This window comes from Campylobacter concisus, from assembly GCF_003048405.1.
Taxonomy (GTDB): domain Bacteria; phylum Campylobacterota; class Campylobacteria; order Campylobacterales; family Campylobacteraceae; genus Campylobacter_A; species Campylobacter_A concisus_Q.
In genome coordinates, this window is record NZ_PIQS01000002.1 from 49053 (window position 1) to 75060 (window position 26008).

Annotated in this window: 27 protein-coding genes and 1 tRNA gene; 23 read left to right on the forward strand and 5 right to left on the reverse strand. The window is 35.7% G+C overall.

Annotation, left to right across the window (positions count from 1 at the left end; translation table 11 throughout):
* Positions 1-17: 17 nt before the first annotated feature.
* Together CVT18_RS05625 and CVT18_RS05630 are read right to left on the reverse strand one after the other, a co-directional pair.
* The gene (locus CVT18_RS05625; protein WP_103628220.1) at positions 18-845 is read right to left on the reverse strand and encodes an alpha/beta hydrolase; all 828 of its coding nucleotides are present in this window, start codon (positions 843-845) and stop codon (positions 18-20) included.
* On the reverse strand, positions 839-2950 hold the full coding sequence (locus CVT18_RS05630; RefSeq protein ID WP_103628221.1) for a TonB-dependent receptor domain-containing protein: 2112 nt from the start codon (positions 2948-2950) through the stop codon (positions 839-841). Before CVT18_RS05630 ends, CVT18_RS05625 begins: the two co-directional genes overlap by 7 nt.
* Positions 2951-3149: 199 nt before the next feature.
* Here CVT18_RS05630 and CVT18_RS05635 point away from each other — a divergent pair, with 199 nt between their 5' ends.
* From CVT18_RS05635 to CVT18_RS10795, 16 genes are all read left to right on the forward strand, one after another.
* Positions 3150-4373, forward strand: coding sequence for an argininosuccinate synthase (locus CVT18_RS05635; protein ID WP_103628222.1), 1224 nt, complete (start codon positions 3150-3152; stop codon positions 4371-4373).
* Between the two features lie 24 nt (positions 4374-4397).
* Positions 4398-4844 (forward strand): 50S ribosomal protein L9, encoded by a 447-nt coding sequence (rplI, locus tag CVT18_RS05640; RefSeq protein WP_107824326.1) that lies wholly within the window; start codon positions 4398-4400, stop codon positions 4842-4844.
* Entirely contained in the window at positions 4845-5378 is a 534-nt protein-coding gene (gene hslV / locus CVT18_RS05645; RefSeq protein ID WP_021084582.1) for an ATP-dependent protease subunit HslV, read from the forward strand.
* Positions 5379-5386: 8 nt separating this feature from the next.
* On the forward strand, positions 5387-6709 hold the full coding sequence (gene hslU, locus CVT18_RS05650; protein ID WP_103628224.1) for an HslU--HslV peptidase ATPase subunit: 1323 nt from the start codon (positions 5387-5389) through the stop codon (positions 6707-6709).
* On the forward strand, positions 6706-7575 hold the full coding sequence (gene era / locus CVT18_RS05655; RefSeq protein WP_107824327.1) for a GTPase Era: 870 nt from the start codon (positions 6706-6708) through the stop codon (positions 7573-7575). The genes hslU and era overlap by 4 nt, the downstream gene beginning before the upstream one ends.
* Before the next feature lie 59 nt (positions 7576-7634).
* Positions 7635-9155, forward strand: coding sequence for a C4-dicarboxylate ABC transporter (locus tag CVT18_RS05660; RefSeq protein ID WP_103628226.1), 1521 nt, complete (start codon positions 7635-7637; stop codon positions 9153-9155).
* Positions 9152-9799, forward strand: a complete 648-nt coding sequence (locus tag CVT18_RS05665) for a pilus assembly protein PilO (protein ID WP_103628227.1) — start codon at positions 9152-9154, stop codon at positions 9797-9799. The genes CVT18_RS05660 and CVT18_RS05665 overlap by 4 nt, the downstream gene beginning before the upstream one ends.
* A complete protein-coding gene (locus tag CVT18_RS05670) occupies positions 9799-10212 on the forward strand; it encodes a hypothetical protein (RefSeq protein ID WP_180999661.1) in 414 nt (137 codons plus the stop codon). The genes CVT18_RS05665 and CVT18_RS05670 overlap by 1 nt, the downstream gene beginning before the upstream one ends.
* Positions 10190-11710, forward strand: a complete 1521-nt coding sequence (mshL, locus tag CVT18_RS05675; protein ID WP_087577174.1) for a pilus (MSHA type) biogenesis protein MshL — start codon at positions 10190-10192, stop codon at positions 11708-11710. The genes CVT18_RS05670 and mshL overlap by 23 nt, the downstream gene beginning before the upstream one ends.
* A complete protein-coding gene (locus CVT18_RS05680; RefSeq protein ID WP_103628228.1) occupies positions 11703-12530 on the forward strand; it encodes an ATP-binding protein in 828 nt (275 codons plus the stop codon). Before mshL ends, CVT18_RS05680 begins: the two co-directional genes overlap by 8 nt.
* Positions 12523-13401 carry a transformation system protein gene (locus CVT18_RS05685; protein ID WP_103628229.1) on the forward strand — a complete coding sequence of 293 codons (879 nt, stop codon included), beginning with the start codon at positions 12523-12525 and terminating at the stop codon, positions 13399-13401. Before CVT18_RS05680 ends, CVT18_RS05685 begins: the two co-directional genes overlap by 8 nt.
* Complete coding sequence (locus CVT18_RS05690) at positions 13398-13937, forward strand: hypothetical protein (RefSeq protein ID WP_103628230.1); 540 nt, start codon at positions 13398-13400, stop codon at positions 13935-13937. The genes CVT18_RS05685 and CVT18_RS05690 overlap by 4 nt, the downstream gene beginning before the upstream one ends.
* Positions 13938-13946: 9 nt before the next feature.
* On the forward strand, positions 13947-15698 hold the full coding sequence (locus CVT18_RS05695) for a GspE/PulE family protein (protein ID WP_103628231.1): 1752 nt from the start codon (positions 13947-13949) through the stop codon (positions 15696-15698).
* Entirely contained in the window at positions 15695-16933 is a 1239-nt protein-coding gene (locus CVT18_RS05700) for a type II secretion system F family protein (RefSeq protein ID WP_103628232.1), read from the forward strand. Before CVT18_RS05695 ends, CVT18_RS05700 begins: the two co-directional genes overlap by 4 nt.
* Positions 16934-16954: 21 nt before the next feature.
* Complete coding sequence (locus CVT18_RS05705) at positions 16955-17455, forward strand: PAS domain-containing protein (protein WP_085657368.1); 501 nt, start codon at positions 16955-16957, stop codon at positions 17453-17455.
* Positions 17456-17949: 494 nt separating this feature from the next.
* Complete coding sequence (locus tag CVT18_RS10795; protein WP_413784330.1) at positions 17950-18717, forward strand: methyl-accepting chemotaxis protein; 768 nt, start codon at positions 17950-17952, stop codon at positions 18715-18717.
* Between the two features lie 9 nt (positions 18718-18726).
* Here CVT18_RS10795 and CVT18_RS05715 read toward each other — a convergent pair whose 3' ends face one another.
* The 3 genes from CVT18_RS05715 to CVT18_RS05725 all read right to left on the reverse strand — a co-directional run bounded on the left by CVT18_RS05715 (position 18727) and on the right by CVT18_RS05725 (position 20819).
* Positions 18727-19221, reverse strand: coding sequence for a SixA phosphatase family protein (locus tag CVT18_RS05715; RefSeq protein WP_103628234.1), 495 nt, complete (start codon positions 19219-19221; stop codon positions 18727-18729).
* Positions 19221-20030, reverse strand: coding sequence for a ferritin-like domain-containing protein (locus CVT18_RS05720; protein ID WP_103628235.1), 810 nt, complete (start codon positions 20028-20030; stop codon positions 19221-19223). The genes CVT18_RS05715 and CVT18_RS05720 overlap by 1 nt, the downstream gene beginning before the upstream one ends.
* Positions 20031-20138: 108 nt before the next feature.
* Positions 20139-20819 carry an NlpC/P60 family protein gene (locus CVT18_RS05725; RefSeq protein ID WP_103628236.1) on the reverse strand — a complete coding sequence of 227 codons (681 nt, stop codon included), beginning with the start codon at positions 20817-20819 and terminating at the stop codon, positions 20139-20141.
* A 139-nt stretch (positions 20820-20958) separates the two neighbouring features.
* Between CVT18_RS05725 and murA the strand changes: the two genes are divergently transcribed.
* The 7 genes from murA to tmk all read left to right on the forward strand — a co-directional run bounded on the left by murA (position 20959) and on the right by tmk (position 25991).
* Positions 20959-22227 (forward strand): UDP-N-acetylglucosamine 1-carboxyvinyltransferase, encoded by a 1269-nt coding sequence (gene murA / locus CVT18_RS05730; protein WP_103628237.1) that lies wholly within the window; start codon positions 20959-20961, stop codon positions 22225-22227.
* A 2-nt stretch (positions 22228-22229) separates the two neighbouring features.
* A complete protein-coding gene (locus tag CVT18_RS05735; RefSeq protein ID WP_103628238.1) occupies positions 22230-23390 on the forward strand; it encodes a molybdopterin molybdotransferase MoeA in 1161 nt (386 codons plus the stop codon).
* 50 nt (positions 23391-23440) lie between these two features.
* A tRNA-Gly gene (locus CVT18_RS05740) sits at positions 23441-23515 on the forward strand.
* Between the two features lie 65 nt (positions 23516-23580).
* Entirely contained in the window at positions 23581-24387 is an 807-nt protein-coding gene (flgA, locus tag CVT18_RS05745) for a flagellar basal body P-ring formation chaperone FlgA (RefSeq protein WP_107824328.1), read from the forward strand.
* The gene (locus tag CVT18_RS05750) at positions 24384-24935 is read left to right on the forward strand and encodes a UbiX family flavin prenyltransferase (protein ID WP_107824329.1); all 552 of its coding nucleotides are present in this window, start codon (positions 24384-24386) and stop codon (positions 24933-24935) included. The genes flgA and CVT18_RS05750 overlap by 4 nt, the downstream gene beginning before the upstream one ends.
* Positions 24932-25402: a pantetheine-phosphate adenylyltransferase gene (coaD, locus tag CVT18_RS05755; protein WP_021089128.1), complete on the forward strand. Its 471-nt coding sequence runs from the start codon at positions 24932-24934 to the stop codon at positions 25400-25402. Before CVT18_RS05750 ends, coaD begins: the two co-directional genes overlap by 4 nt.
* 1 nt (position 25403) lies before the next feature.
* The gene (gene tmk, locus CVT18_RS05760; RefSeq protein ID WP_107824330.1) at positions 25404-25991 is read left to right on the forward strand and encodes a dTMP kinase; all 588 of its coding nucleotides are present in this window, start codon (positions 25404-25406) and stop codon (positions 25989-25991) included.
* Positions 25992-26008 lie beyond the last annotated feature (17 nt).

A 26008-nucleotide genomic window follows, 5' to 3' on the forward strand; every position in this document is an offset into this window, starting at 1 on the left:
AAAATAGCCTTAAATTTTTAATCCTTTAGATATTTTAAAAGCTCTTTTAAATTTAGAGGTATGACGCTGCCATGGGTTTCATTTTTAAAAAGCTCAAAGTGAGAATTTGCCCCACTTTGTTTTAAAATTTGGGCTAAATCACTCGCCTTTAAAATGCCAGGTTTGTCGGTTTTGCCTTTTCTCTTTTCAAGTTCGCCAACGCTGAGAAAGACAAATTTAGCTTTTAGTTTCTCTTTAAATTTACCATCGCTCACGTTTTGTTTTAATATCTCAGACTCGCCCCACCAAAGAGATGGTGAAGCGATAAAGAAATTTGCAAATACGCCCTCATTTTTAAGCAAAGCGTAAAGTGTAAAAAGCCCGCCAAAAGAGTGTCCATAAAGGCTCTTTTGGCTATTTTGCACATTAAATTTCTCATTGATTAGCGGCACTAAATTTTTAGTTAAAAAGTGATAAAACGCATCTGCGCCCCCGCCTTTACTAAACTCCTCGCCATCCGCCTTTGGCGTGAGATCTCTTGTGCGTTTTTCTACTTCGTAGCTTTTATCTGTGTCATATCCTATGCCTACTATTAGCGGAGCAGCCTTGCCATCAAATTCATTTAAAAGCATATTAAACTGGGCGTTTGCGTCAAGTAAGAAAAGCACGTTTTTAAACTCGTTTTGCCCCTTTAGCTTGGCTGTGAAAATTTTATAAATTTCATCATTTGCACTCATTTTAAAGGTTGAAATTTCAAATTTACTAGCAGCCATCTCGCTTAGCGGTTCTGGCGTTTGTTGTGGGGCTGCGTACAAAATTTGAGTCACACCAAGCGTAAAAAGCAAAAATTTAAACGCTTTTACCATTTTGCAGCAACCTTAAACCAAAATCTCCTGCCCTCTTGCGGATACCAGTAATAGTTGCCGTCATTTGCTAGCGCCTCCTCGTATCTCACATTATCAAAGATATTGTAGGCATTTAGGCTAAGCGTTAGGTGCTTGTTTGCATCCCAGCTGACGCCTGTATCAAAGGTGAGTAGGTCTTTTGTGTTCTCTCTTACTTTATTGCCAGCACCAAAATTTACGCTTGTTAGCTTGCTCTCGTAGTTTGCGCCAAAAAATGTCTTAACGCTTTTTATAGGCTTATATGTAAGCGTGGTGTGAAGTGTGTGCTCTGGCGTTGCTGTTAGGCTTTTGCCGTCAAGTCTGCCAAGATTTGTCTCACTAAATTTCATAGGGCCTCTTGGCGTATTTATCGTTGGGTTGCCAGTTTTTATCTTTGACTTATTGTAGGTGTAGTTTGAGCTTAAATTTAGGTTTGAAAGGATGTCATAGTCGCCACTTAGCTCTACGCCCCAAATGGTCGCACCTTCTATGTTAAAGTAAGTTCCCCAGCCAGGACAACCAACAGTTCGGACTCTAGTGCCTACTGGGCAAGTGCCAAAGGCTGGTATGTTATTGACATTACTGCCGTCTGTGTCTAGGATTTTATCCTTAAATTCGTTTCTAAAAAGCGTCACCGAGCCTCTGAAATCAGCCTGATTGTCATAATATGCCCCAACTTCATAAGTTGTACTCTTTTCTGGTTTTAGATCTTTGTTGCCAAAATCAACTATGCTCCAGCCACCTTGGATAGTGCCTACTTCTGGAGAAATTTGATTAACATTTGGTGTTTTATAGCCAGTCGCTACGCCGCCTTTTAGGCTTAGCGTATCTGTAGCGTTATAGACTAGATAGGCTCTTGGGGAGAGGTGGTTGCCAAAAAATTCGTTGTGTGTAAGCCTTGAGCCAAGCGTTAAAAATAGCTTCTCGTCTAAAATTTGCCACTCATCTTCGATAAATCCTGCATGCTCGCTCATCGAGTAGGTCTTTGGGTCTTTTAAGCCGTTTTTTGAAGCGTTTGAGACGATGAAGGTCGTGCCGACATTTTGCTTGCTAAAGTCATAACCAAAAGTTAGAGTGTGTGCGCCAAAAAACGTTGTAAATTTAGAGTTGAAGTTGTGATTTTTAGCTTTTGCAGGTATAAATTTGTCAAAAAGACTACTTCTTTGCGTTTCATCATAAATATAGCTAAGATCGGCATTTAGGCTATCAAATTCGCCAAGATAGCCCACACCATAGCTCTTTTTCTCATAATCATAAGCGTTTAAGACGTCCTTTCTTGGATTTGGATCGGCTGTTTTGCCATGTGTGCGCGAGTAGTCGTGTTTTTCATCTGAGCCAAGGATGAAGAATTTATTATGTTCATCTGGCGTTATCCAAAGCTTTGCACTTAAATTTCTCTTATCGCTTTTTTGGTAGCCACCAACGTAGCTATCCTCATCTCTTAGCTTTTTGTATCCCCAAAGCTGAAGCGCTAAAAACTCTTTGTAAAGTGGCAAATTTAGATAAAAGTCCCCCTGTCTACCATCGCCTATACCTTTATGCGTGTTTATCGTGGTTGAGATGCCGACATTGCCGCTAAATTTTGAAAAATCCTTTTTGGTGATGATATTTATCACGCCACCAACTGCGTCGCTACCATAAAGCGAGCTCATAGGACCACGGATGACCTCTATACGCTCGATCGCTTCAGCTGGCGGAATGAAATTTGAGTTCATATCCCCTGCTCCGCCCTTTGGATTTGCGCTGCTTGAATTTACTCTTTTACCATCAATTAAAACTAGCGTTTGAGACTTCTCCATGCCACGTATCGAGATACCGCTAGCTGCCCCGTCTTCGCCGCCAACGACATTTACACCTGGTACTTTTTGGGCGATAGAGTGAAGTGAGGTAAAGCTATCTTTTGTAAGCTCATCGCCACTTATCACGCTTATGCTCGCGGGTGCTTCTTTGATCTGCTGCGAAAAGCCACTCGCACTTACTACGACGCCATCAAGCCTTGTTTCGTTATTGTCTTTATGCTCTGCTGCAAAGAGAGAATTTGCCACACAAACACTAAGGCAGATGGCAATAAATTTTATTTTTCTCATGACTATCCTTTTAAAATTTAATTTGAAAAAGTTTGAAATTTAACAAAGTGTCTTTTAAAACAATATTAATTATCATAATTTTAAACAATAACCTTTTTTGTAAAAATTTCTAGTAAAATCTTAAATTATTCATTAAATTAATTTATTAAAAATTAATCAATTTAGGCTAAAATACGACCATTTCAACAAAAGGACAGCTATGAAAAAAGATGTAAAAAAAGTTGTTTTAGCATACTCAGGCGGACTTGACACAAGCATTATTTTAAAATGGCTTCAAGATGAATACAACTGCGAAGTAGTCACATTTACGGCTGACATCGGACAAGGCGAAGAGCTAGAGCCTGCACGCAAAAAAGCCCTAGCACTTGGTGTGAAGCCTGAAAACATTTTTATTGAAGATTTAAGAGAAGAATTTGTACGTGATTATGTATTTCCAATGTTTAGAGCAAACGCAGTCTACGAGGGCGAGTATCTGCTTGGCACATCGATAGCGCGCCCATTAATAGCAAAACGTCAAAGTGAGATCGCAAGACTTGTTGGCGCTGATGGCGTGAGTCATGGGGCAACAGGCAAAGGCAACGACCAAGTTCGCTTTGAGCTTGGATACTACGCACTTGGCGATAATCTAACTATCATCGCTCCATGGCGTGAATGGGATCTAAATAGCCGTGAAAAACTTTTGGCATACGCTGAGAAAAACGGCATAGATATCACTAAAAAACCAGGCAAGAGCCCATACTCAATGGACGCAAATTTACTTCACATCAGCTACGAAGGTCTAGTGCTTGAAGATCCGAGCCACGCACCAGAAGATGATATGTGGAGATGGAGTGTTGACCCTAAAAATGCTCTAGATAAGAGCGAGATCATAGAGATTGGCTATGAAAAAGGCGATCCAATGAGCATAAACGGCAAAAAAATGAGCCCAGCTGAAATTTTAACCGAGCTAAACCGCCTTGGCGCAAAACACGGCATCGGCAGACTTGACATCGTAGAAAACCGCTCAGTTGGCATGAAGAGCCGCGGCTGCTACGAAACACCAGGCGGCACGATAATGCTAAAAGCTCACCGCGCGATAGAGAGTATCACGCTAGATCGCGGTGCTGCTCATTTAAAAGATGAGATCATGCCAAAATACGCCGAGCTAGTTTACAACGGCTACTGGTGGTCACCTGAGCGAAATATGCTCCAAGCACTCATCGACAAGAGCCAAGAGCACGTAAATGGCTCAGTTAAAGTTGAGCTTTATAAAGGCAATGTGATCATCCTTGGTAGAAACAGCAAAGATGATAATCTATTTAGCGAGGCGTACTGCACGTTTGAAGAGGATAGCGTTTATGACCAAAAAGATGCAGAGGGATTTATCAAGCTAAATGCACTTCGCTTTATAATCGCACGCAAAAATGGGCGAAAATTTGACTAATAATAAAATTTAAAAAGGACAAAAATGAAAGTATTATTAATAAAAGATGTAAAAGGACTTGGAAAAGCTGGCGAGATAAAAGAGGTAAAAGACGGCTACGGCAACAACTTCTTAATCGGCAAAGGCTTTGCAAAAGCAGCCACTCCAGATGTGCTTCGCCAATACGAAGCGGCTCAAAAAAGAAAGGCTGAAGAGCTAAAATATGAGATCGCAAATTTAGAAAAACTAAAAGAAGAGCTTGCAAAAGTGACAGTCGTCATCAAAAAAACTCTTGGCGCAAATGGCTCACTTTTTGGTTCGGTTTCAAAAGAGGAGATCGTAGCAGAGCTTGAAAAAACTCACCATTTAGTCGTAGAAAAAAGAGCGATCGACATGGACACTCACTTAAAAGCAGTCGGCCTTTATGACGTTCATGTAAAGCTTGGACACTCGATAAATGCGAGCTTAAAGGTTGATGTGCAAGGAGAATAGATGTTTCATGCGACAACCATCTTAGCCTACAAAGGCAAAAACAAATCAGTCATCGGCGGCGACGGCCAGGTAAGCTTTGGCAACACCGTCTTAAAAGGCAATGCCGTAAAAATTCGCAAAATTCATAACGGCAAAGTCCTAGCTGGCTTTGCTGGCAGCACTGCTGACGCGTTTAACCTCTTTGATATGTTTGAGAAAAATTTGGAACATACAAAGGGCGACTTGCTAAAGGCGGTGATAGAATTTAGCAAAGAATGGCGCAAAGACAAGTATCTAAGAAAGCTTGAAGCGATGATGCTTGTGCTTGATAGGGATAAAATTTTCTTACTTAGTGGCACTGGAGATGTAGTAGAACCTGAAGATGGTAAGATAGCAGCTATCGGAAGCGGTGGCAACTATGCCCTTTCAGCAGCCCGTGCCTTAGATAAATTTGCCGATATAGACGAAGAAGAGCTAGTCAAAGAGAGTCTCAAGATCGCCGGCGAAATTTGCATCTATACAAATACAAACATCAAAACTTATGTTTTAGAATAAGAGAGAAAATGAACTTAACACCAAGAGAAATTGTTAAATTTTTAGATGACTATGTGATCGGTCAAAAGGACGCCAAAAAGATCATAGCGATCGCACTTCGCAACAGATATCGCCGCATGAAGCTTGAAAAAAGCCTGCAAGATGACATCATGCCAAAAAATATCTTGATGATCGGCTCAACTGGCGTTGGTAAAACTGAGATCGCAAGGCGACTTTCAAAGATGATGGGACTGCCATTTATCAAGGTTGAGGCTAGTAAATATACTGAGGTTGGCTTTGTTGGCCGTGACGTTGAGAGCATGGTAAGAGACCTTGCAATGGCCTCATATAATCTCGTAAAAAACGAGCAAAGCGAAAAAAACCAAGATAAAATCAACGCCTACATCGAAGAAAAGATCGTCTCAAAGTTACTTCCGCCACTTCCAAAAGGTGCAAGTGAAGATAAACAAGCAGAGTACTCTAAGAGCTATGAAAAAATGCTAAATAGGCTAAGAAACGGCGAGCTTGACGAGCTAAGTATAGAGATAGAGGTACAGCAAAACCCGCTTGAAGCTGGCTCAAATGTGCCACCTGATATGGCGCAGATGCAAGAGAGCTTTATAAAGATAATTGGCATTGGCGGTAAAAATATCAAAAAAGAGATGAAGGTAAAAGACGCCAAAAAAGCTCTTCAAAGCGAGGCAAATGATAAAATTTTAGACCTTGAGAGCGTAAAAACAGAGGCTTTAAGAAGAGCTGAAAACGAGGGCATCATCTTTATAGACGAGATCGATAAGGTGGCCGTTGGCTCAGGTAGCTCAAATAGACAAGATCCTAGCAAAGAAGGCGTGCAAAGAGACTTGCTACCGATCGTTGAGGGCTCAAATGTAAATACAAAATTTGGAAATTTAAAGACAGATCATATTTTATTTATCGCTGCTGGTGCCTTTCATATAAGCAAGCCAAGCGATCTCATCCCAGAGCTTCAAGGCCGTTTTCCACTAAGAGTCGAGCTTGATAGCCTTGATGAGGACGCGCTTTATCAAATTTTAACTCAGCCAAAAAATTCGCTTTTAAAACAATACATCGCCCTACTCTCAACCGAAAATGTTGAGCTAGAATTTGACGATGAAGCGATAAAAGAGATAGCCAGGATCGCTCACGCAGCAAATGAAAAGATGGAAGACATCGGCGCTAGACGCCTTCATACGGTGATCGAGCGCGTGATAGAAGATATCAGCTTTGAGGCTAGCGAAAAAAGCGGCGAGAAGATAAATGTGACAAAAGAGCTTGTAAAAGAGCGCCTAAAAGACGTGGTTGAGGATCAAGATCTAGCGAGGTACATACTTTGAAATCAGGCTTTGTTAGCATCATAGGACGCACAAATGCTGGCAAAAGCTCGTTTTTAAATGCCTTATTGAACGAAAAGATCACCATTGTCTCGCACAAGCAAAACGCAACTCGCAGAAAGATAAATGGCATCGTGATGAACGGTGAAGATCAGATCATCTTCACCGACACGCCAGGACTTCACGAGAGCAACAAGGCGATAAATCAACTACTAATTAGCCAAGCTATAAAATCGATGGGAGATTGCGATCTCATCGTATTTTTAGCACCTATTCATGATGGCACAAGCGACTATGAGAAATTCCTAGCTCTAAATCCTGAAAAACCGCACATCTTAGTGCTAACAAAAGTCGATGAGAGCTCAAACGCTAAAGTCTTAGAAAAGATCACTCAGTACCAGAAATTTCAAGATAAATTTGCAGCTTTGCTTACTTTTAGCACCAAGCAACCTACTTATAAAAAGCCGCTTCTTGATGAAATTTGCAAGCTTTTGCCAGAGCATGAATATTTTTACGATCCAGAATTTCTTACTTCAACAAATGAAAAAGAAATTTTTAGAGAATTTATATTAGAAGCGATATATGAAAATTTAAGCGATGAGATTCCATATCTTAGCGATACGATCATAAAAAGTGTAAAAGAAAAAATAGGTATAACTGAAATTTTTGCAAGTATCATCACTGAGCGTGAAATCCATAAAAGTATGATCATCGGTAAGAATGGTGAAACGATAAAACGAATAGGAATTTTTGCAAGAAAGTTAATACAAAATTTAACCGGATCAAAGGTCTTTTTAAAGCTTGATGTAGTCGTTAAAAAAGGTTGGAGCAAAGAAGAAAAGAGCCTTAATAAAATAATTGGTTATTGATTTTTTATTGTAAAAATATTAAAATACAGCCCAATTAGAGCATTATGAGGTAAATTTTTATGTTAAAGCTTAGAAAAATTAACGATAATCCAATCGTTACACTAGATCCTTATGAATATGAAGGTTTTAGATTTTCTAATAGCAATGTCGATACGCTAAGTCTTTCAAAGAATATTCTAAAGCGAGACTTTTTTATATCTTATATCGAGTACAAAGATATAATAACAGCTACCATAAACATCTCAAGAACAATAGATGATGAGGATATTGAAAACAATATCTCTATCAAAATTTACGAAGAGCTCTCTCTTGATCCTGCGATTGACTATAAAATAGTTTATTTTGAAAGCAATGTTGAAAAAGAAGATAGGATTTTTAATGTTTTTATTGCTACAAATGAAACGATAAATAAAATTTTTAAAAATATTTCTAAAAGAGTACCTTTTATAGATTATGTCGTTGTAGAGCCACTTTTATATAGTGCTATATATAAAAAAGGCTTGCTTCCTAGCACTCAGAGTGATTGTTTTTTGACATTTAGGGCCGATGAAGCATTTATAAGCATTTATGTAAATGGAGAATACCTTACATCAAGAGGTTTAAGATACACACTAAATTATCTAAAAGATAAATTTATAGAGCAAAGCGGCGAAAGAGTAAGCCTAGAAAGTTTTTTAGATATCCTAAAGACAAGAGGACTTTTAGATAGCAATGAAGAAGGCTTTAGCTACGATCTAAATACTGTTTTTGAGGACTATATATTTTACGTAAATGACACGATAAATGTTGTCAATAGAATCTATAGCATAAATATAAAAAATATCTATATTGACTGTGACTATAAAATAGAGCGTTTTGAAAAATTTATCAATACAAAGCTTGGCACAAATGCTACGAAATTAAATACAAGCACTGTAATAAATTCTAAAAATTTAGCCATTAGTGAACGATATAACATGATGGCTTTGTATGCAAATTTTTATAAAAAAGAGGCCTTTAATGCTGATTTTAACTTCTCAAATTTGCTCAGGCCTGATCCGTTCACAAAAAGAAAAAGTGGTAAATTTATACTGACATGTGCTGCTGCTTTTTGCCTAAGCATGTCCTATCCTCTTTATAATTATATAGCTGGCAGTATTTTAGAGGCAGATTCGCAAAGACTAAGCGATGAGCTTGATGTACTTAATACACAAGCAGCACAAATAAGAAGTACTCTTGAAAGACTAAAAAAAGATCAAAATGATATAAAGGGATTAACTGATAAAGAGGAAGAGAAGTTAAATTTTAGAAAAGGATTACTTCAAGAAATTGAAAACAAAAAAGATCACTACGTAATGAAAGGTTTAAATCTTTTTGAAATTACAGATATGATAAACAATAATAGCGTTTTTATAACAAATATTAAAAATAACGATAAAAATTTAACTGTAACGGTTGTTAGCGATAATGAAAAAAGGATTACGCAGCTGATAAAAGATATTAGCAAGATGCCTAAATATTCAGTAAATACAAAAAAAATTAAAGAAGATAAGCAAAACAACGAGTATGAAAGTAATATAAGTATAGAGATTAGGCAATGAGACAAGACGTTTTAAGTAAAATAGATAAGTATTTTGACGCAAAAAAACAAAGCGAAACAAATATAATTTTTTTGGGTTCAGCCTTAATTATTATTTATATTGTTTATATGCTTTGCTTTGATCCGTCGCAAGATTTTTATGATGAAAGATTTAATTCGCATACTAAAATTAGCAATGATCTTTCAAGAACAAGAGATTATTTAAGATCAACTAGCTCACCTAGTGGGGATAAAAATTTTAAAATAAATGAAGAGTCCAAAATACTTGAAGCGCTAAAAAGCAAATATTCTAGCGTTTTAAAATTTAATGCCCATTTTGATTCAAAGCTAAAAGAACTATCATTTTTATTATTTAACGATCAAAATTGGGCAAATTTTTTAGACAACATCGTATCTTTAGCAAAGCAAAATAATATAAAAATTTTAGAATTAAAAAGCGATATAAAAGAGCCAAATTTCCAAAAGATTGAGCAAATTTTAAATATTGACTTGACATTTTTGGGAGGTTTTAAAGATATGCTTTCATATATAAATGGTCTTGAAGAATCAAAGCTAGTAGTTGATCTTCATAAAATGGATGTAAATTCTACCCAAAAAGAGCTTGGCGCTAAGATCTCAATATCTGTTTGGGGGATGAAATACTAATGAAAATAAAAATTTTATTGGCTTTTTTATTTTTAAATATTGCTTTTGCTAATCAGCTTCAAGAAGAAATGGACTCTTATGATAAAATTTTTGAAAAAATAAAGGAAAAAAGGAGCGGTCTTAGTGATATTGAGCTTTCGAGCATAAAAAATCCTTTTAAGCAAGAACCTATCAAGACGATAACAGATCAAAATTTATCAATTATTACTCAAGCTTCAAAAGGGCTTAGTTTAAAAGCAATTTTATTAAACAAAGCAAATATTGATTCCAAATGGTATGCTGTCGGTGATATTGTTGATGGTTACAAAATAGCCAATATTACTAGAAATAGTGTTTTTTTAGTAAAAGGCGATGAAAAACAAGAGCTAATTTTAAAAAATGGAAGTAAAAATGTTGAGATTAAGATTAAATAAAATATTAATAATAGGTGCACTAATTTGTTTAAATATGAATTATGCTAGTGCCAACGAAAGTAGTTGTTTAAGCAAGAATTTTAATATGAAAATTTCAGATGATGTTGCGCTAGTAGATGTGTTAAATCAGCTTTCAGAGATGTGTAACTTTAGTATTGTTGCAAAGGATACTTATAGTAAAACGGAGCTAAAAGATAAAGTTTTTGGCGTTAATATCAGAAATATGAGTCTTAGCGAAGTTTTTGACCTGCTTTTAAGTGAGAAAAATTTAAGCTACGAGTTTTCAAATAATGTATTAAAAATTTCATCTTTAAAAACTCAAATTTTTAAACTAGATTATATAACTTCTATTAGAGAAGGAACTGCTGTCACCCAAGCTTCAGTGGATGCTACTCCATCTGAAATTTCTAGTGGTTCAAGTAGCAGTGATAATTCCCAAGATGATAGCTCTCAAGGCTCAAGCAACCTTATAAAAACTACCGAAAGGTTTGACTTTTGGGAAAAACTAGATGCTGAGCTCAAAGCTATTTTAAATAATAGTAGCGAACATATCACAGCACCTGATCCTATCATAAATCAAAACGCAGGCCTTATCACTGTTACGGCCACTCCTTCTCAACTTAAGCGAGTCGAAAAATATATAGATGAAATGCAAAAAAGACTAAAAAAACAAGTAATTATTGATGTTTCTATTATTTCAGTTGAGTTAAATAATGAATACAAGCAAGGCGTTGATTGGAGTAAATTTGAACTTGGGTTTAATACATACATTGGTAATTCAAGAAACAATCCTAGCTCAAGTGCTACTTGGACAAATAAAGGAAATAGCCTAAGTGATGGATTTGGACGTACATTAAATATTGCAGCTAATTTAAATTTCAGCCTTGATGGAATGATAAATTTTCTTGAAACAAATGGAAAGACAAAGGTTATATCAAGCCCAAAAGTGACAACACTTAATAATCAACAAGCACTAATCTCAGTTGGTGATAATATAAACTACCGTGTTCAACAAAAAACTGACAATGGAAACAGCAATAGTGATAGGCTAACAACTACCTACAAGCAATACTCTGTTTTTATTGGCATATTATTAAATTTATTACCAGAAGTTTCTGATAACAACAAAATCATGCTTCGAATCAATCCATCGCTTAGTAACTTTAAATACGCTGAAGACGACACAAGACAAAATGCGTTAAGAGAGATTGCTCCAGATACGGTACAAAAGAAGCTTTCAACTGTTGTTCAAGTTGATAGCGGTGATACTATTATTCTTGGTGGATTAATAGGCCAGACAAAGGGTAAAAATAATACTTCTGTACCTCTTCTTTCCGACATTCCACTTATAGGTGGTGTCTTTAAAAGCACAAGAGACAATATAAAAACAACAGAGCTTATCTTTGTCATCACTCCTCATGTAGTTGATTTTGACAAAAAAAAGCCACTTAATCAATCATTAAAAGACTTAGGTTTTTCTAAAACGATCTATGAATAACAAGAATATTTATACAGATATAAAAGATATCTTTATCAACGAAGACGAAGTAGCTGATTTTGTTAATCTAGATAACTCAATCACTTGTTACAATAAGATCGTCTCAGCTCTAAAAAAGCCACTAAAGCTTATACTTTTTTATGGTAAGCCTGGCAGTGGAAAGACTTTTTTGTTAAACAAAATAGCCTCTGATCTTCAAAAGGATAAAAAATTAATTTTTTTCCCGCATCCTTTTTTTAGCGAGGCTACATTTATAGAAGCTCTTTGTGAAGATATATACGGAAATAAGCTTGATAATATAAATAATTTTGAAAGTTTTGTTGCATACTACTCAAAAGAATTTAAAAATAAAGATGAAATTTTACAAAACCAAATAGTCGTCATTCTGGATGAAGCACAACTTTATCCTACTGAATTGATCGAAAAAATAAGGCTGATGGCCGATACAAGATTATTTAAATTTCTATTTACGATTCATAAAACTGAAAATGAAGATGTGTTAGCAAAGGACTATTTTCAAACTAGAATTTGGGAGAGCATAGAGCTTGGAAGTGCAAACACGAATGAAATCATAGTTTATTTGCAAAGAAAAATAGGACAAAAGGGCTACGATAAATACCTAAATTTTCAGAAAAAAGACTATGACAAGGCCTATGAGCTTTGTTGCGGAAATCTACGCACACTAAATAAAATTATGTATAAATTTTATGAAATTTGTGAATATTATGAACAAAATCAGCCATCAAAATTAAGTAGCGAGGACGCAAATATTAAAATTTTGATAATGTCTGCACTTGATACAGGAATAATTCATGCTTGAATTACAAGAAATTCAAAGGTTAGAAAAGCTTTATGAAGAGTACGAAAAAAAGAATAAAAATAGCCTTTTAAAATTGTTGTCACATAAAAAGCTAGGTCTTTTAATAATTACGATCTTGCTAATTGCTTTTATCTTTGGTGCTTTTTTATTTTTCTCAAATACTAAAAACAAAAAAGAGACAACTAGTACCCCAGCCTTAATTGAGAAAAATTTGACAATACAAACAAATATAAAAGAAAAAAACATAACCTTTGCTGAAACCAATATCAGCAAAAATATTTTAGAAGATGGCAAACAAAAAAGCGAGCAGGCAAAAGAGAGATTTGAATCAGATAAAAAACAAGATGAGCTTGCTGAGAAAATAGCTAAAAAGCTAGAACAATCCATAAAACTAAATGAAGATAATAAAGAGCAGGCACCAGATAAAAAACAAAGAAGTGGTGGCGGTTGGCTAAAGCTAAATTTACCAACTGAAAATGAAAATATACAAAATGAACAGCCTCTACCAAATGAAGAGATAATAGAATTAGAACCAAAGGCAAAGCCAAAAATTGATATTCAAATTTCAAGTGAAAACAATGAAATTTCTATGCTAAAAGAAAATTTTAATAAAAGCAAAAATCCAGAAATCGCCCTTAAAATAGCAAGAAAATGCTATCAAGATAAAAGATATAGCGACACTATAAAATGGGCACTATCGGCAAATAATTTAGATAGTAGCATTGAGGAGTCTTGGGTCATGTTTGCTAAGGCAAAATATATGCTAAAACAAAAAGATGACGCATTGCGTGCATTAGAAGAATATAATAAAAATAAAAATAAGCCAGAAATAAATGAGCTAATAAATAAGATAAAAAGTGATACCTTGTGAAATTTTTACTTATTATATTTTTATCATTAAATGCCTTTGCTATTGGGACGGCTGACATCAAAAGTTATTTTGAAAAGGCTGAATATCCTAAAATTTGTAATCAAAAAATACAAGATCTTTTAAAAGATTCACAAAATGAAGAATTTCTTAATATCTTTGGTATATCTTGCTTAAAAACAAATGATATAGATAGGCTCGCTCTTCCAGCAAGCAAACTATCAAAAACACAAAGTTCAAGAGAGAATGCAGCATATTTTGCTGATATATTGCTTAAAAAAAAGCTATTGCTTCATGCTATCTTGGATGGGGCTGATATAAGCTATATTAGGCTTCCAAAGAGCGATTACATTCTTTCATTTATATTTGATAAATTTGTCAAAAAAGAATACGTTGAGGAGCTTGGCGTATTTATTTTTGAAGAGCCAAATTCAGATACAAGATATGAGCTTAGTGCAATCGCTGGCTCAAATTTTGCAAAAATAATTTTAAAAATTTTTAAAAATGACGATCTTACTTCGCAGATTGAATATAGATAAAGAGAAGAGATGAATAATTTAGAAAATTTAACGCTAAAAACATTAGAGCAACTTAATAAACTAAATAATGAGCAAATTTTAAAGATTATAGAGATAAAAAAGATAAACGAAAAAAGTCTTTTGGCTATTTTGCTTGAAGAAAATATGCTAGAAGAAGAGATTTTTTTTGAAATTCTATCTGATATTTATAGAAGAGGACACACTGACATTGATGAAATTTCGACTAGTCTTCAGATAGATCAAAAGCGCTTTATTCAATATGTATGTTATAAATTTAAAATCACATTTTTTGATCTTGATGATATAGATATCGACTACCGTATCAGTGAAAAACTAAGCACCTCGCAGTTAAAATCATATAACGCCATACCCGTAAAAGAAGACGAGATAAGCGTTTATGTTGCTTTTAAAAATCCTTTTGACGTGATCATTCAAGATAAAGTTCAAAATTTATTTAACAGAAAGCTATTAAAAGTAGCTTGCGCAGATCCAGCCCAGATAGAAAAGTATATAAACAAAATAGCCCTTAACGAAAGCATAAAAGACGTCGTTTCAGAGATCAGAAAAGAGCTTTCTAGCTCAACTAGCCAAGGTCAAAACACGGAAAGTTCTGGTATTTTAAAGCTTATTGAGATTATTTTAAAAACTTCCATTCAAAGTAGAGCAAGTGATATTCACATTGAGCCAACAGAGACAAACTGTATTGTAAGAAGCAGGATAGATGGTATGCTAAGCGAGACTTTTATCTTCGATAAAGATATCTATCCGCCGATGGTTAGTCGTATGAAGCTACTTTCAAACATGGACATTGCGGAGCGTCGCCGCCCACAAGATGGTAGATTTTCAGCTCAAATTTTAGACAAAGAGTACGATTTTCGTATCTCTACGCTACCTATCTTAAATGGCGAAAGCATAGTTTTAAGAATTTTGGACAAATCAAAAGTTATCATAAACATTGAAGACCTTGGTATGCATCCAGATAACTTTGCTAAATTTAAAAAGAGTATGAAAGCGCCTTATGGCATTATCCTAGTTACTGGTCCGACAGGATCAGGAAAAACGACTACACTTTACGGTGCATTAAATGATATAAAAAGTGTAAAAACTAAGATTATTACCGTTGAAGATCCGGTCGAGTATCAGCTAAATATGATCCAACAAGTACATGTCAATGAGAAGGCTGGGCTTACTTTTATCTCGGCTCTGCGCTCTATTTTGAGGCAAGATCCAGATATTATTATGATAGGCGAGATCAGAGATCAAGAGACGCTTAGAATCGCAATTCAAGCGGCACTAACTGGTCACTTAGTTTTTTCTACACTTCATACAAATGACGCTATTAGCGCTTTACCTCGTATGGTTGATATGGGCATTGAGCCATATCTAGTAAGTGGCGCACTAGTTTGCATCGAGGCTCAAAGGCTTGTAAGAAAGCTTTGTCCGTATTGCAAACAAAAAGTCACGCTATCTCAAAAAGCTCTTGATGAGATTAAGAAATTTCTTCCTGAAGATTATCAATTTTATAAAAGCGTAGGTTGCCAGCACTGCTCGCAAACTGGATATCTAGGGCGTGAAATGATAAGCGAAATATTATCTATCAGCGATCATATAGCAAGTATCGTAGCAAATAACGCTTCAAAAGAAGAGCTTAAAAAGGCTGCCTATGACGAAGGCTTTATAGATATGTTCCATGATGGCGTTATACGCGCAGCAAATGGTGTAACAACAATCGAAGAAGTATATAGAGTTGCCAAGATATGAAATTTTACGAAATAGAATATATAAAAGATGGCAAACGCCAAAAGATGAGCCTAAAGGCCAATAGCAAAAATGATGTAAAAAATCGTGTAAATATTCAAGGCATGATAGTAAAGATAAAAGAAACTCAGGTCTCAAGTATCAACAATGATTTTTTGGACTTGCAAGAAAAATTTAACAAAATTTTCTCTTCTTCGAAAGTAAAAATTCCAGCTCTAGTTGCTACCATAAGGCAACTTAGCGTTATGACTAATGCTGGTATATCAATACATGATGGCATAAAAGAGACAGCAAATGCTACCGAGGATAAAAGGCTAAAAACAATATTTCAAACGCTAGATGAAGACCTAAATCAAGGTGCAAGTTTAACTCAAAGTATAGAAAATTTTCAAGAAGAGCTAGGCGATGTCACTGTCGCTATGGTAAGGCTTGGAGAGAGTACTGGTAATATGGCTGATGCATTATCAAAGCTAGCTTCTATCTTGCAAGAAGTCTGTGATAACCAGCAAAAATTTAAAAAAGCCATAAGGTATCCAATAACCGTAATATGCTCTATAATTTTGGCTTTTATTGTGCTCATGACATCAGTTGTTCCGCAATTTCGAGAAATTTTTAGCCAGCTTAATGCCGACCTCCCTCTTCCTACTAAAATTTTACTAAACATTGAATACATAATGAGCAATTACGGCATATATATAATAGTTGTTCTTGTCGCATTTGCTTTTTTGCTAAAAAGGCAATATTCAAATGATGAAAATTTTAGGGATAAGGTCGATAAATATCTACTAAAAGTCTATCTTGTGGGCAAGATAATATTTTTTGCAAATATGAGTAGATTTAATCTAATCTTTACAGAGCTTGTTCGCGCGGGACTTCCTATTGCTGATGCGCTAGATACTGCCGTTGTAACTGTTTCAAATCAAGACATAAGAAATAAGCTAACTGCTGTAAAAGTACTGGTTGGTCGTGGCATAAGCTTAACCGAGGCCTTTAGGCAAACTGGGCTTTATGAGGGTATGCTTATACAGATGATAGGTGCTGGCGAACAAAGTGGTAGCTTAGATGACATGACACAAAAAGTTACTGATTATTATAGAGTGAAATTTAATGATATTATTGATAATATTTCAAACTATATTGAGCCGATACTACTAATATTTATCGCAGCTATGGTGCTTTTGCTCGCCCTTGGTATATTTATGCCAATGTGGGATATGGCAAAAGCTGTTAAAAATTAAATCTATATTTAAAGGAGTAAAATGTCTATAGAAAAAGAATATGGCGTTGATGAGAACGCATTTTTAGTTTCAAAAACGGATACAAAAGGAAGGATTACTTATTGTAATGAGCCTTTTTTAAATATCGTAGGAGTAAAACAAGGTGATCTCTTGGGAAAACCGCACAATATAATAAGGCACACTGATATGCCAAGAGTTATTTTCAAGCTACTTTGGGAACGTATACAAAATAAAGAGGAAATTTTTGCCTTTATTAAAAATAAAACTCTCAATGGTGGATTTTACTGGGTATTTGGCAATATCACAGCCTCGCTTGATCAGCAAGATAATATCGTTGGATACTATTCTGTTAGACGCAAGCCAAATGCAAAAGCGATAGAGACCATAAAACCACTTTATGCAAAATTACTTGAGCTAGAACGAGATGGCGGTATTGAAGCATCTAAAAAATATTTATTAAAATTCTTAGAAGAAAAATCAACAAGCTATGATGAATTTATAAACAACTTACAAAGGTTCTAGATATGTTTAAGAAAAAATCAAATGCAATAAATGAGATTTTAAGTGTTGTCAAATCGGCAAGCAATGGCATACTAGAGCCTCGTATTGTAAATGTTGGAGAAAAGGACGAGATGTATGAAGTCGCCCTTGGCATAAATGATCTATTAGATCAGGTTGAGGCGCTTCAACGTGAAATTTCAACCTCAGTCCAAGCTGCACAAAACTCAAAAACATATAGAAATATATTTGTAGAAGGGTTTAGGGGTTTATTTAAACGAAATGCCATATCTATGAGCAAGGGTGTCACAGGTATAAAAGACGGCCAAAAAAGCAAGGTTAGAGGTCTTCTATCAAGCGAGCTTGACAAACTTGGAAACGGTATAAATGGTATAAATTATGTAAGAGATGATCTAAACGAAAGTATCAAAAATTTAAGCCAAACGGCAACAGATGCTAGACAAACTGCACAAATAGCAAGAGAAAATATGTCAAACATCGTCGAACTTAGTCAAAACATGGGAGAGCTTGATGGTCTAGTACAAAGCTGCTCAAATGCTACTGGTATGCTAAGCACTAGGGCTTCTGAAATAAGCTCTGTTTTAAATTTAATAAAAGATATTGCCGATCAGACAAATCTACTTGCTCTTAACGCTGCCATTGAAGCTGCTCGTGCAGGAGAGCATGGACGTGGTTTTGCGGTAGTCGCTGATGAGGTAAGGAAGCTAGCTGAAAACACACAAAAAGCCGCAAGCGACATAGAAGTCAATATAAAAACACTTCAGCAAGAGGTAAATGATATCGATGAAAATTCTAAAAAAATTGATGAAATTTCTAAACTAACGACACAAAATGTAGAAAATTTCAAAAAGGTATTGAGTGAGTTTAATGCAAACGCACAAAATACTGCTCAAACATCAAAATATGTCGAAAATAAAACCTTTGCCATAATCGCAAAAATTTCGCAAATCGCTTACAAAACTAAAGTGTACTCTGATCTTATAAACGAACAAGGATATAGTGAAGAAATACGTAATTTAGCACAAAGTCTGCTAGATTGGTATGAGAACGAGAGTATAAGCGAACACAAACAAAACAAAAATTTTGATAAGTCAAAAGAGCTTACAGCATCACTAAATAATGAAATCAAACTCTTGCTAGAGAAGTCAGCCTCTGGCTATAATGAACAAAATTTAAATTATTTTGTTGATAAGTCTAAAAAAATAGAAGATCTAAGCGAGCAAATTTTTACTTCGTATAACGAAATTTTTAAAGATAAGAACTAAAGTATTAAATTATCTTTGATGTTTTTTGGGGTGGTCAAAAAATAATGCTTTTGCACCACCCTCTTTCAAATCACTAAATTTACATCTAAACTCAACACAAAATATTCCAGAAGTTGGGATATTGTCTATTGACGAATCGCTTAAATACTCACAAATTTCAGTTATACTTGGATTGTGCGTGATGATAAAAATTTCATCCAAACTCTCATCTATATTTTTAACAAATTTTAAAAGATCTTCAAAGCTTATATCATAAAGCTCATTTATAAGATCGATCTCTTCTTTAAATTTTAAAGTTTTGGCGATAATCTTTGCCGTTTGTTCGCACCTTTTAGCACTGCTTGAAAAGATGGTTCCTGGCATCACATCATACATTTTTAGCCTATTTGCCATAAATTTAGCGTCCTCTTTGCCTTTTTGGCTAAGCTCCCTTAAGGCATCTTTAGCTCCGTCCTTATTCTCATCAACTGCTTTTGAATGTCTTATGAAATAAATTTTACTCACTATCTCTCCTTTGAGAAATTCTTTATCAAGCAAAGCTCTTCTTTACTAAATCCAGCTTTTAAGCGATCTTGCTCATTGATCTCTCTAACATTTTTAAATGAATTTGGATACAAACTTAAGATAATGTCAAAGTAGCTATTTTCGTCAATACCCTCTTTTTTGCAAGCAAACTTAAACCACTTATCGCCTTTATAAACATGAGAGACCTCCTCCTTTAAGATGACTTTTAGGCACTCTATCAGCTCTTCGTTGCCACCTTCACCTTCAAGCCTTTTTATAATATGAGCGTTTGCATCAAGCCCATTTGCCTCCATGTATCTTGGCAGTAATGCCATACGACTAGTTAGACTACTTGAAGTCTTTTGAAGTGCGATAAAAAGCCCATCATGCACACTTAGCTCGCCGTATCTACCGCCTTGTTTTAAGAGCAAATTTTCTATCATACAAAAATGTCTGATCTCATCTTCAGCCACTTCTAACCAGTCTTCATAAAATTCTCTTGGCAAATTTCTAAATCTATAACAAGCATCAAGCGCGATGTCAATAGCACTAAATTCAATATGAGCTACCGAATGGATAAAATTTAAATTTTTATCCTTTGGCTTTACTTTTTTGTTTAGCTCTTTCATGCTAACTACTTCACAAAATTTTGCGTAGCTTGGTGCTATTAGCTCGTTTGGTTTAGAGCTTTCACAAAAATTTATATTAAAATCTCGTTTAAATTTCTCATAAAATAGCTCAAATTTTAAAAATTTAAGCCCAATCTCGCCTTCATTTAAAATTTCCCAAATTTCATCAAAAAAATTCATATTTTCTCTTTATATAAATCTGTATTTACGAGTGTAAATTTATATAAATAATGCTTAAAATTTGAGCCTAGTATTTGTTTTAAAAGGTTTTTAGTAAAAATTTCTGATTTATTTTGCTTTGCCATATCCAGCAAATCTATTTGCTGCCAAGCAACTTGAGTTTGAACATCTTACAAGGTAACTATTTATCTCTTGATTTCCTTTTAGATGCACATTTTTTTGTTTTAGATTCATATAGCTATGAATTATCTTTCCGCCAGAATTATGTATAAATTTTACTGTCTCATCGCCAAGGATAGCCGTAACTATGCCAACATGAGTGATATTTTTCTTATCTTTATTTTTCTGAACACCCTTGCCAAGAGTATTTGAGAAAAATACAAGATCGCCTATTTTTGGATTTTTATGAGTAATTAAATTTTTACTTTCATAAAAATTATAGATCGCTTTTGACTTTCTACCGCCATTATCGTAGTAGCGATTTATTATCTTTTCATCAAAATACATATTTTGATACTTTGCATTTACGATAGAAACGAACCCAGAACAATCACCGCCCGCTCTTGTATTTAGGTATTTTTTAAAAAAAGAACCAAATTTTTTATCTTCTCTATCGTTGTCTTCATCTATGATTTCACCAATCATTTGCTCGCTAAAATCAACGCTTGAAGTTACGGTTTGATTTGTTTCATTTTGCGGAGTTGTCGGTTGATTAGAGGTAAAAGAACAACCTGTAAAAAATATAATGCTAAATATAAAAAAGATTTTTTTATTTATTGAATTTGACATATTTATATCCAAAATTTTAGTATTTGCAATTTTAACTTTTAAACGTAAATGAACCGGAAATAGTGCTTTGCTTTCTTTATTCTAAGTTAAAAAGCAATATAATATCGGCAAAAAACATATTTTCTTAAGGCAAAAAGCAATGATGCATTATTTAAAGATAAAAGGAAATGCAAAACTAAGTGGCGAAGTAAAAATAAGCGGTGCTAAAAATGCTGCTCTACCGATCATCGCCCTAACCTTACTTGCAAAAAAAAGTGTAAATTTAACAAATATCCCAAATGTCGCTGATATAAAAACGCTTTGCCAACTGCTAACTAATCTAGGAGCAAAGTGTGAATTTAAAGACGAAAACTCGCTAAGTATCGACACTAGCAGTGTAAATTCGACAACGGCAAACTACGACATTGTTAGAAAGATGCGCGCTTCTATCTTAACACTTGGTCCGCTTCTAGCGCGCTTTGGACACTGCGAAGTGAGCCTACCTGGAGGATGTGCGATCGGACAAAGACCTATTGATCTGCATCTAAATGCACTCGAAAAAATGGGAGCAAATATCGAAATAAAGCAAGGCTATGTCGTCGCAACAGCACCAAATGGACTAAAAGGTGCAAAGATCGTTTTTGACAAGATCACTGTAACTGGTAGCGAAAACATCATCATGGCAGCAGCCCTAGCTCACGGTACAACAGAACTTTTTAACGTAGCACTTGAGCCTGAAGTGGTGCAAATTTGTGAAATTTTAGCAAATAGTGGCGTTAAAATAGAAGGCATTGGCACAAGCAAGCTAAAGATCACTGGCAGCGGTCAAAAGTTACTTGAAATTTGCAATATCGAGGTCATCCCTGATAGGATCGAAGCTGGCACATACCTTTGTGCTGGAGCTATAACAAATAGCAAAATTTCAGTCACAAAGGCAAATGCAACCCATATGACAGCCATTTTAAATAAATTTGAAGAGATGGGCTTTGGTATCGAAGTAGACGGCGATAAGATCACGATATTGCCAGCAAAAGAGATAAAACCAGTAGAGATAAGAACCACCGAGTATCCGGGCTTTCCAACAGATATGCAAGCTCAATTTATGGCGCTTTGCCTTGCAGCAAATGGCGTTAGCACGATAGATGAGAGACTTTTTGAAAACCGCTTTATGCACGTTAGTGAGCTTGCTAGAATGGGAGCGGATATTAAATTAAATGGACATATTGCAAGTGTTTATGCCCCTGCAAATTTAAATGCAGCCGATGTGATGGCAACAGATCTTAGAGCAAGCTCAGCACTGATACTAGCTGCTCTTATAGCAAATGGTGAAAGCTTGGTGCATAGAATTTACCACCTTGATAGAGGCTATGAGAGGCTTGAGGAGAAATTTAAAAGCCTTGGAGCAAAAATCGTTAGGCTTGAGGAGTAAAAATGCTAGTAAATGAGGCACTTGAAGCTTTAAAAGCTAAATTTAAACCAAAAAATGAGAGTGAAATTTTACCTCTTAGTGAGGCTCTTGGTAAAACATTAGCAAATGACGTGATGGCCGTCAAAGACTTGCCTTGCTTTGACAACTCAGCACTTGATGGATTTGCGGTCAAATTTGATGAAAAAGATAAACCTTATAAGATCATCGCAAGCGCCTTTGCAGGCGACAAAGAGCAGCTAAGCATCGGCAAAAATGAGTGCGTGAAGATAATGACAGGTGCTAAGATGCCAAAGGGTGCTGACACGGTCATGAGGTTTGAAGACTGCATCGTTGAGGGCGAGTTTGTAAAAGCGCCAGAGAAGCTTAAAAAAGGTGATGCCTACCGCTTTAAAGGCGAAGAGGCGAAAATAGGCGAAACTCTCCTAAAAAGTGGTGATATTTTAAATACAAGAAGCGTGATGATGTTAGCGGCTCAGGGCATAAGCTTTATAGATGTAAAAAAGCAGCCAAGCATTGCAGTTTACTCAAGCGGAAATGAGATCATTGATCCTTGGCAAAGAGCGAGCGAAGATGAAATTTACAACGCAAATGCCTTTGGCATAACCGCACTTTTAAGCTCCATAAGTCAAAAAAGCTCATATATTGGCATCATAAAAGATGAACTTAGCGCCGTAAAAGAGGCATTTTTAAACGCTGCGAACTACGATATTGTTATCTGCTCTGGCGGAGCAAGCGCTGGTGAGGCCGACTTTATGAAAATAGCTCTGAGTGAGCTTGGATACAGCGAAATTTTCTCACATCTTGACATAAGACCTGGCAGACCTTGTAAGGCTTATGAAAAAGATGACAAGCTTGTCTTTGTGCTCCCTGGAAATCCAATGGCAGCATATCTATGCCTAATGATGCTTGTTTTACCACTTTTAAAAGACGAATGTTTTGTGACGCAAAAAGCAGTAAATGGTGAAAATTTAAAGGTAAAATCTGGCAGAGCAAATGCGGTATTTGGTAATGTAACTGATGGTAAATTTATAGCAACTGATGGCGGAAAATATGGCTCAGGTATGATAAAGCATATATTAAAGAGTGATTTTGTCTTGATAACCAGCCCAGATCAAAGTGAAATTTTAAAAAATGATGAAATTTCACTAATAAAACTTCCATAATCCTTGACAAATGAAAAACAATCTGTTAAAATGCGGACTTCATTTTGATTGCGGGAATAGCTCAGGGGTAGAGCACAACCTTGCCAAGGTTGGGGTCGCGAGTTCGAATCTCGTTTCCCGCTCCATCTTTTTTATACTCATTTTTTTATTTTCCACAAAACTTTTTGCAAATGAAGTCAGCATATATCCGATGTATTGTGTCGTAAATGATCAAATTTCACTTAGTACTTTTGGCTTTGAAGGCGAAGACAATGAAATTTTAAACTTAGAGGGCAAAAGAGCTGCCAAGATAGATAGCAAAAAGCTCTATGAAATTCTAACAGCAAATTTTAAAACATATAATGACAAAAGCGGTGGAAGCGTTGCTTTTGTAAAAAACTGCTCTATCATGGATGAGATTCAAATGCAATTTTTAAGATCAATTAGTGATGAATATCCCGGTATCAGCATAAGTGATCTTAGCATCAGTCCACAAAATAAACTTCCAGCAAATTTCAAAGAGCTCGTCCTAAAAAATATCTTTTTAGGTGATCAAAATAGTCAAAAAGGTACATTTAGAGCTTCATTTGAGGATTTTGATCTGAGCCTAAAAAGTATCTATTTTAAATTTAGCTTTAACGCTAAGATGCCAGCCTTCATAGCGATAAATTCAATGAATACAAACCACATTTTAAGCCTGCTTGACTATCAGCCAACGATGATTGAGTTTGGCAAATGGCCAAAAGATGCACTTTCTAACTCAAATAGCTTAGCTCTTATAACAAAAGTGAAGATAAAAAGTGGTGAAATTTTAACCAAGCGTCAGTTTAACGCCATAAATTTAGTAAAAAAAGGTCAAATGCTAAATGCAGTTTTGAGCGAGGATGGCGTTAAGATAATAGCTGAAGTAAAGGCACTTGAGGATGGAAATTTAGGTGATATGATAAAGATAAGAACAAAAGATAATAAAATTTTACAGGCCACAGTTTCAGGTAAAGATGAGGCAGTGATAAGATGAAAAAGATAGTGTTTGCAGCCACTGGAGCAAGTGGGGCTGGACTCTTTTTAAAGCTTGTCAAGGCTGCCAAAGATAGTTGCGAGGCGCACGTCATAGTTAGTAAAAATGCCATGAAAGTCTTGGAAGCTGAGGAAAATTTAAAGCTAAATTTAGATAATCTTGGCGTGAAAATTTATGATGATTTGGATCTTGGCGCAGGTCCAGCTTCTGGCTCGTTTGGCACGGATGCTATGATCATAGTGCCCTGCTCTACTAATACTTTGGCAAAGGTCGCAAACGGCATAAGTGACACGCTCATCACAAGGGCCGCAAGTGTCGCGCTAAAAGAGAGACAAGCCCTAGTTTTGGGCGTTAGAGAGATGCCGTTTTCCACGATCACACTCTCTCAGATGCAGCTGCTCTCATCTCTTGGAGCTACCATCGCTCCGCCAGTTTTAGGCTACTACGCAGGCATAAAGAGCCTTTCTGATATGGAAAATTTCATCATCGGCAAGTGGCTTGATGCCTTAAAAATCCAAAATAATCTTTACAAAAGGTGGCAAATTTGAAAAAATCCTGCATCTATCCAGGGACATTTGATCCCATAACAAATGGCCATTTAGACGTTATCATAAGGGCTACAAAAATTTTTGATAAAGTCATAGTCGCAGTTGCAAAAAGTGATAGCAAACAGCCGATGTTTGCACATGAAAAACGCATCGAGATGGCAAAAGAGGCAGTTTGTGAGCTTGGCAATGTAAGTGTGCTTGGTTTTGATAACTTACTTGTTGATTTTGCTAAATCGCACGGCATAAACACCGTCATCAGGGGACTTCGCGCGGTTAGTGACTTTGAGTATGAGCTACAAATCGGCTACGCAAATGCTGCACTTTGGGACGAATTTGAGACAGTTTATCTTATGCCAAGCTTAAATAACGCCTTCATCTCAAGCTCGATAGTTCGCTCAGTTTTGCGCCACGACGGCGACGTGAGCAACCTAGTGCCAGCAAAAATTCTAAAAAATTTAAAGGCGTAAAATGTATGTTTTATTTGAAGGAATTGACGGCGTTGGTAAGAGCACGCAAATAGAAATTTTAGCCTCTAAATTTAGTGATGCCATCGTCACAAAAGAGCCTGGTGGCACGCAGCTAGGTGAAAATCTGCGAGAAATTTTGCTTAGTTCAAACATAAAAATAGGCAAAAGAGCTGAAATTTTACTCTTTTTAGCTGATAGAGCTGAGCATTTTGAAAAGCTAGTCGCTCCAAATTTAGGTAGGCTTATTTTAAGCGACAGAGGCTTTATCTCTGGCATCGCCTATGCTTTGGCAAATGATGAAAACTTAGATGAAAACTTGCTTTTGGGGCTTAATAAATTTGCGCTAAATGATAAATTTGCAGACAAAATAGTCTTTTTTGAAGCAAGTGCTGAGCTAATAAGCTCGCGCCTAAAAAATAGAGGCACAAGCGATAAGATCGAGGCTCGTGGGCTAGAATATCTTTTGAAAGTGCAAAGCCTAATGAAGCAAATTCTTATCAAAAATAGCTTTGAAACGCTTTTTATAGACGCATCTAAAAGCATAGAGCTAATTTCAAAAGAGATAGAAAATTTTATAAATTTTAAGTAAAATCACAAAAAATAAAA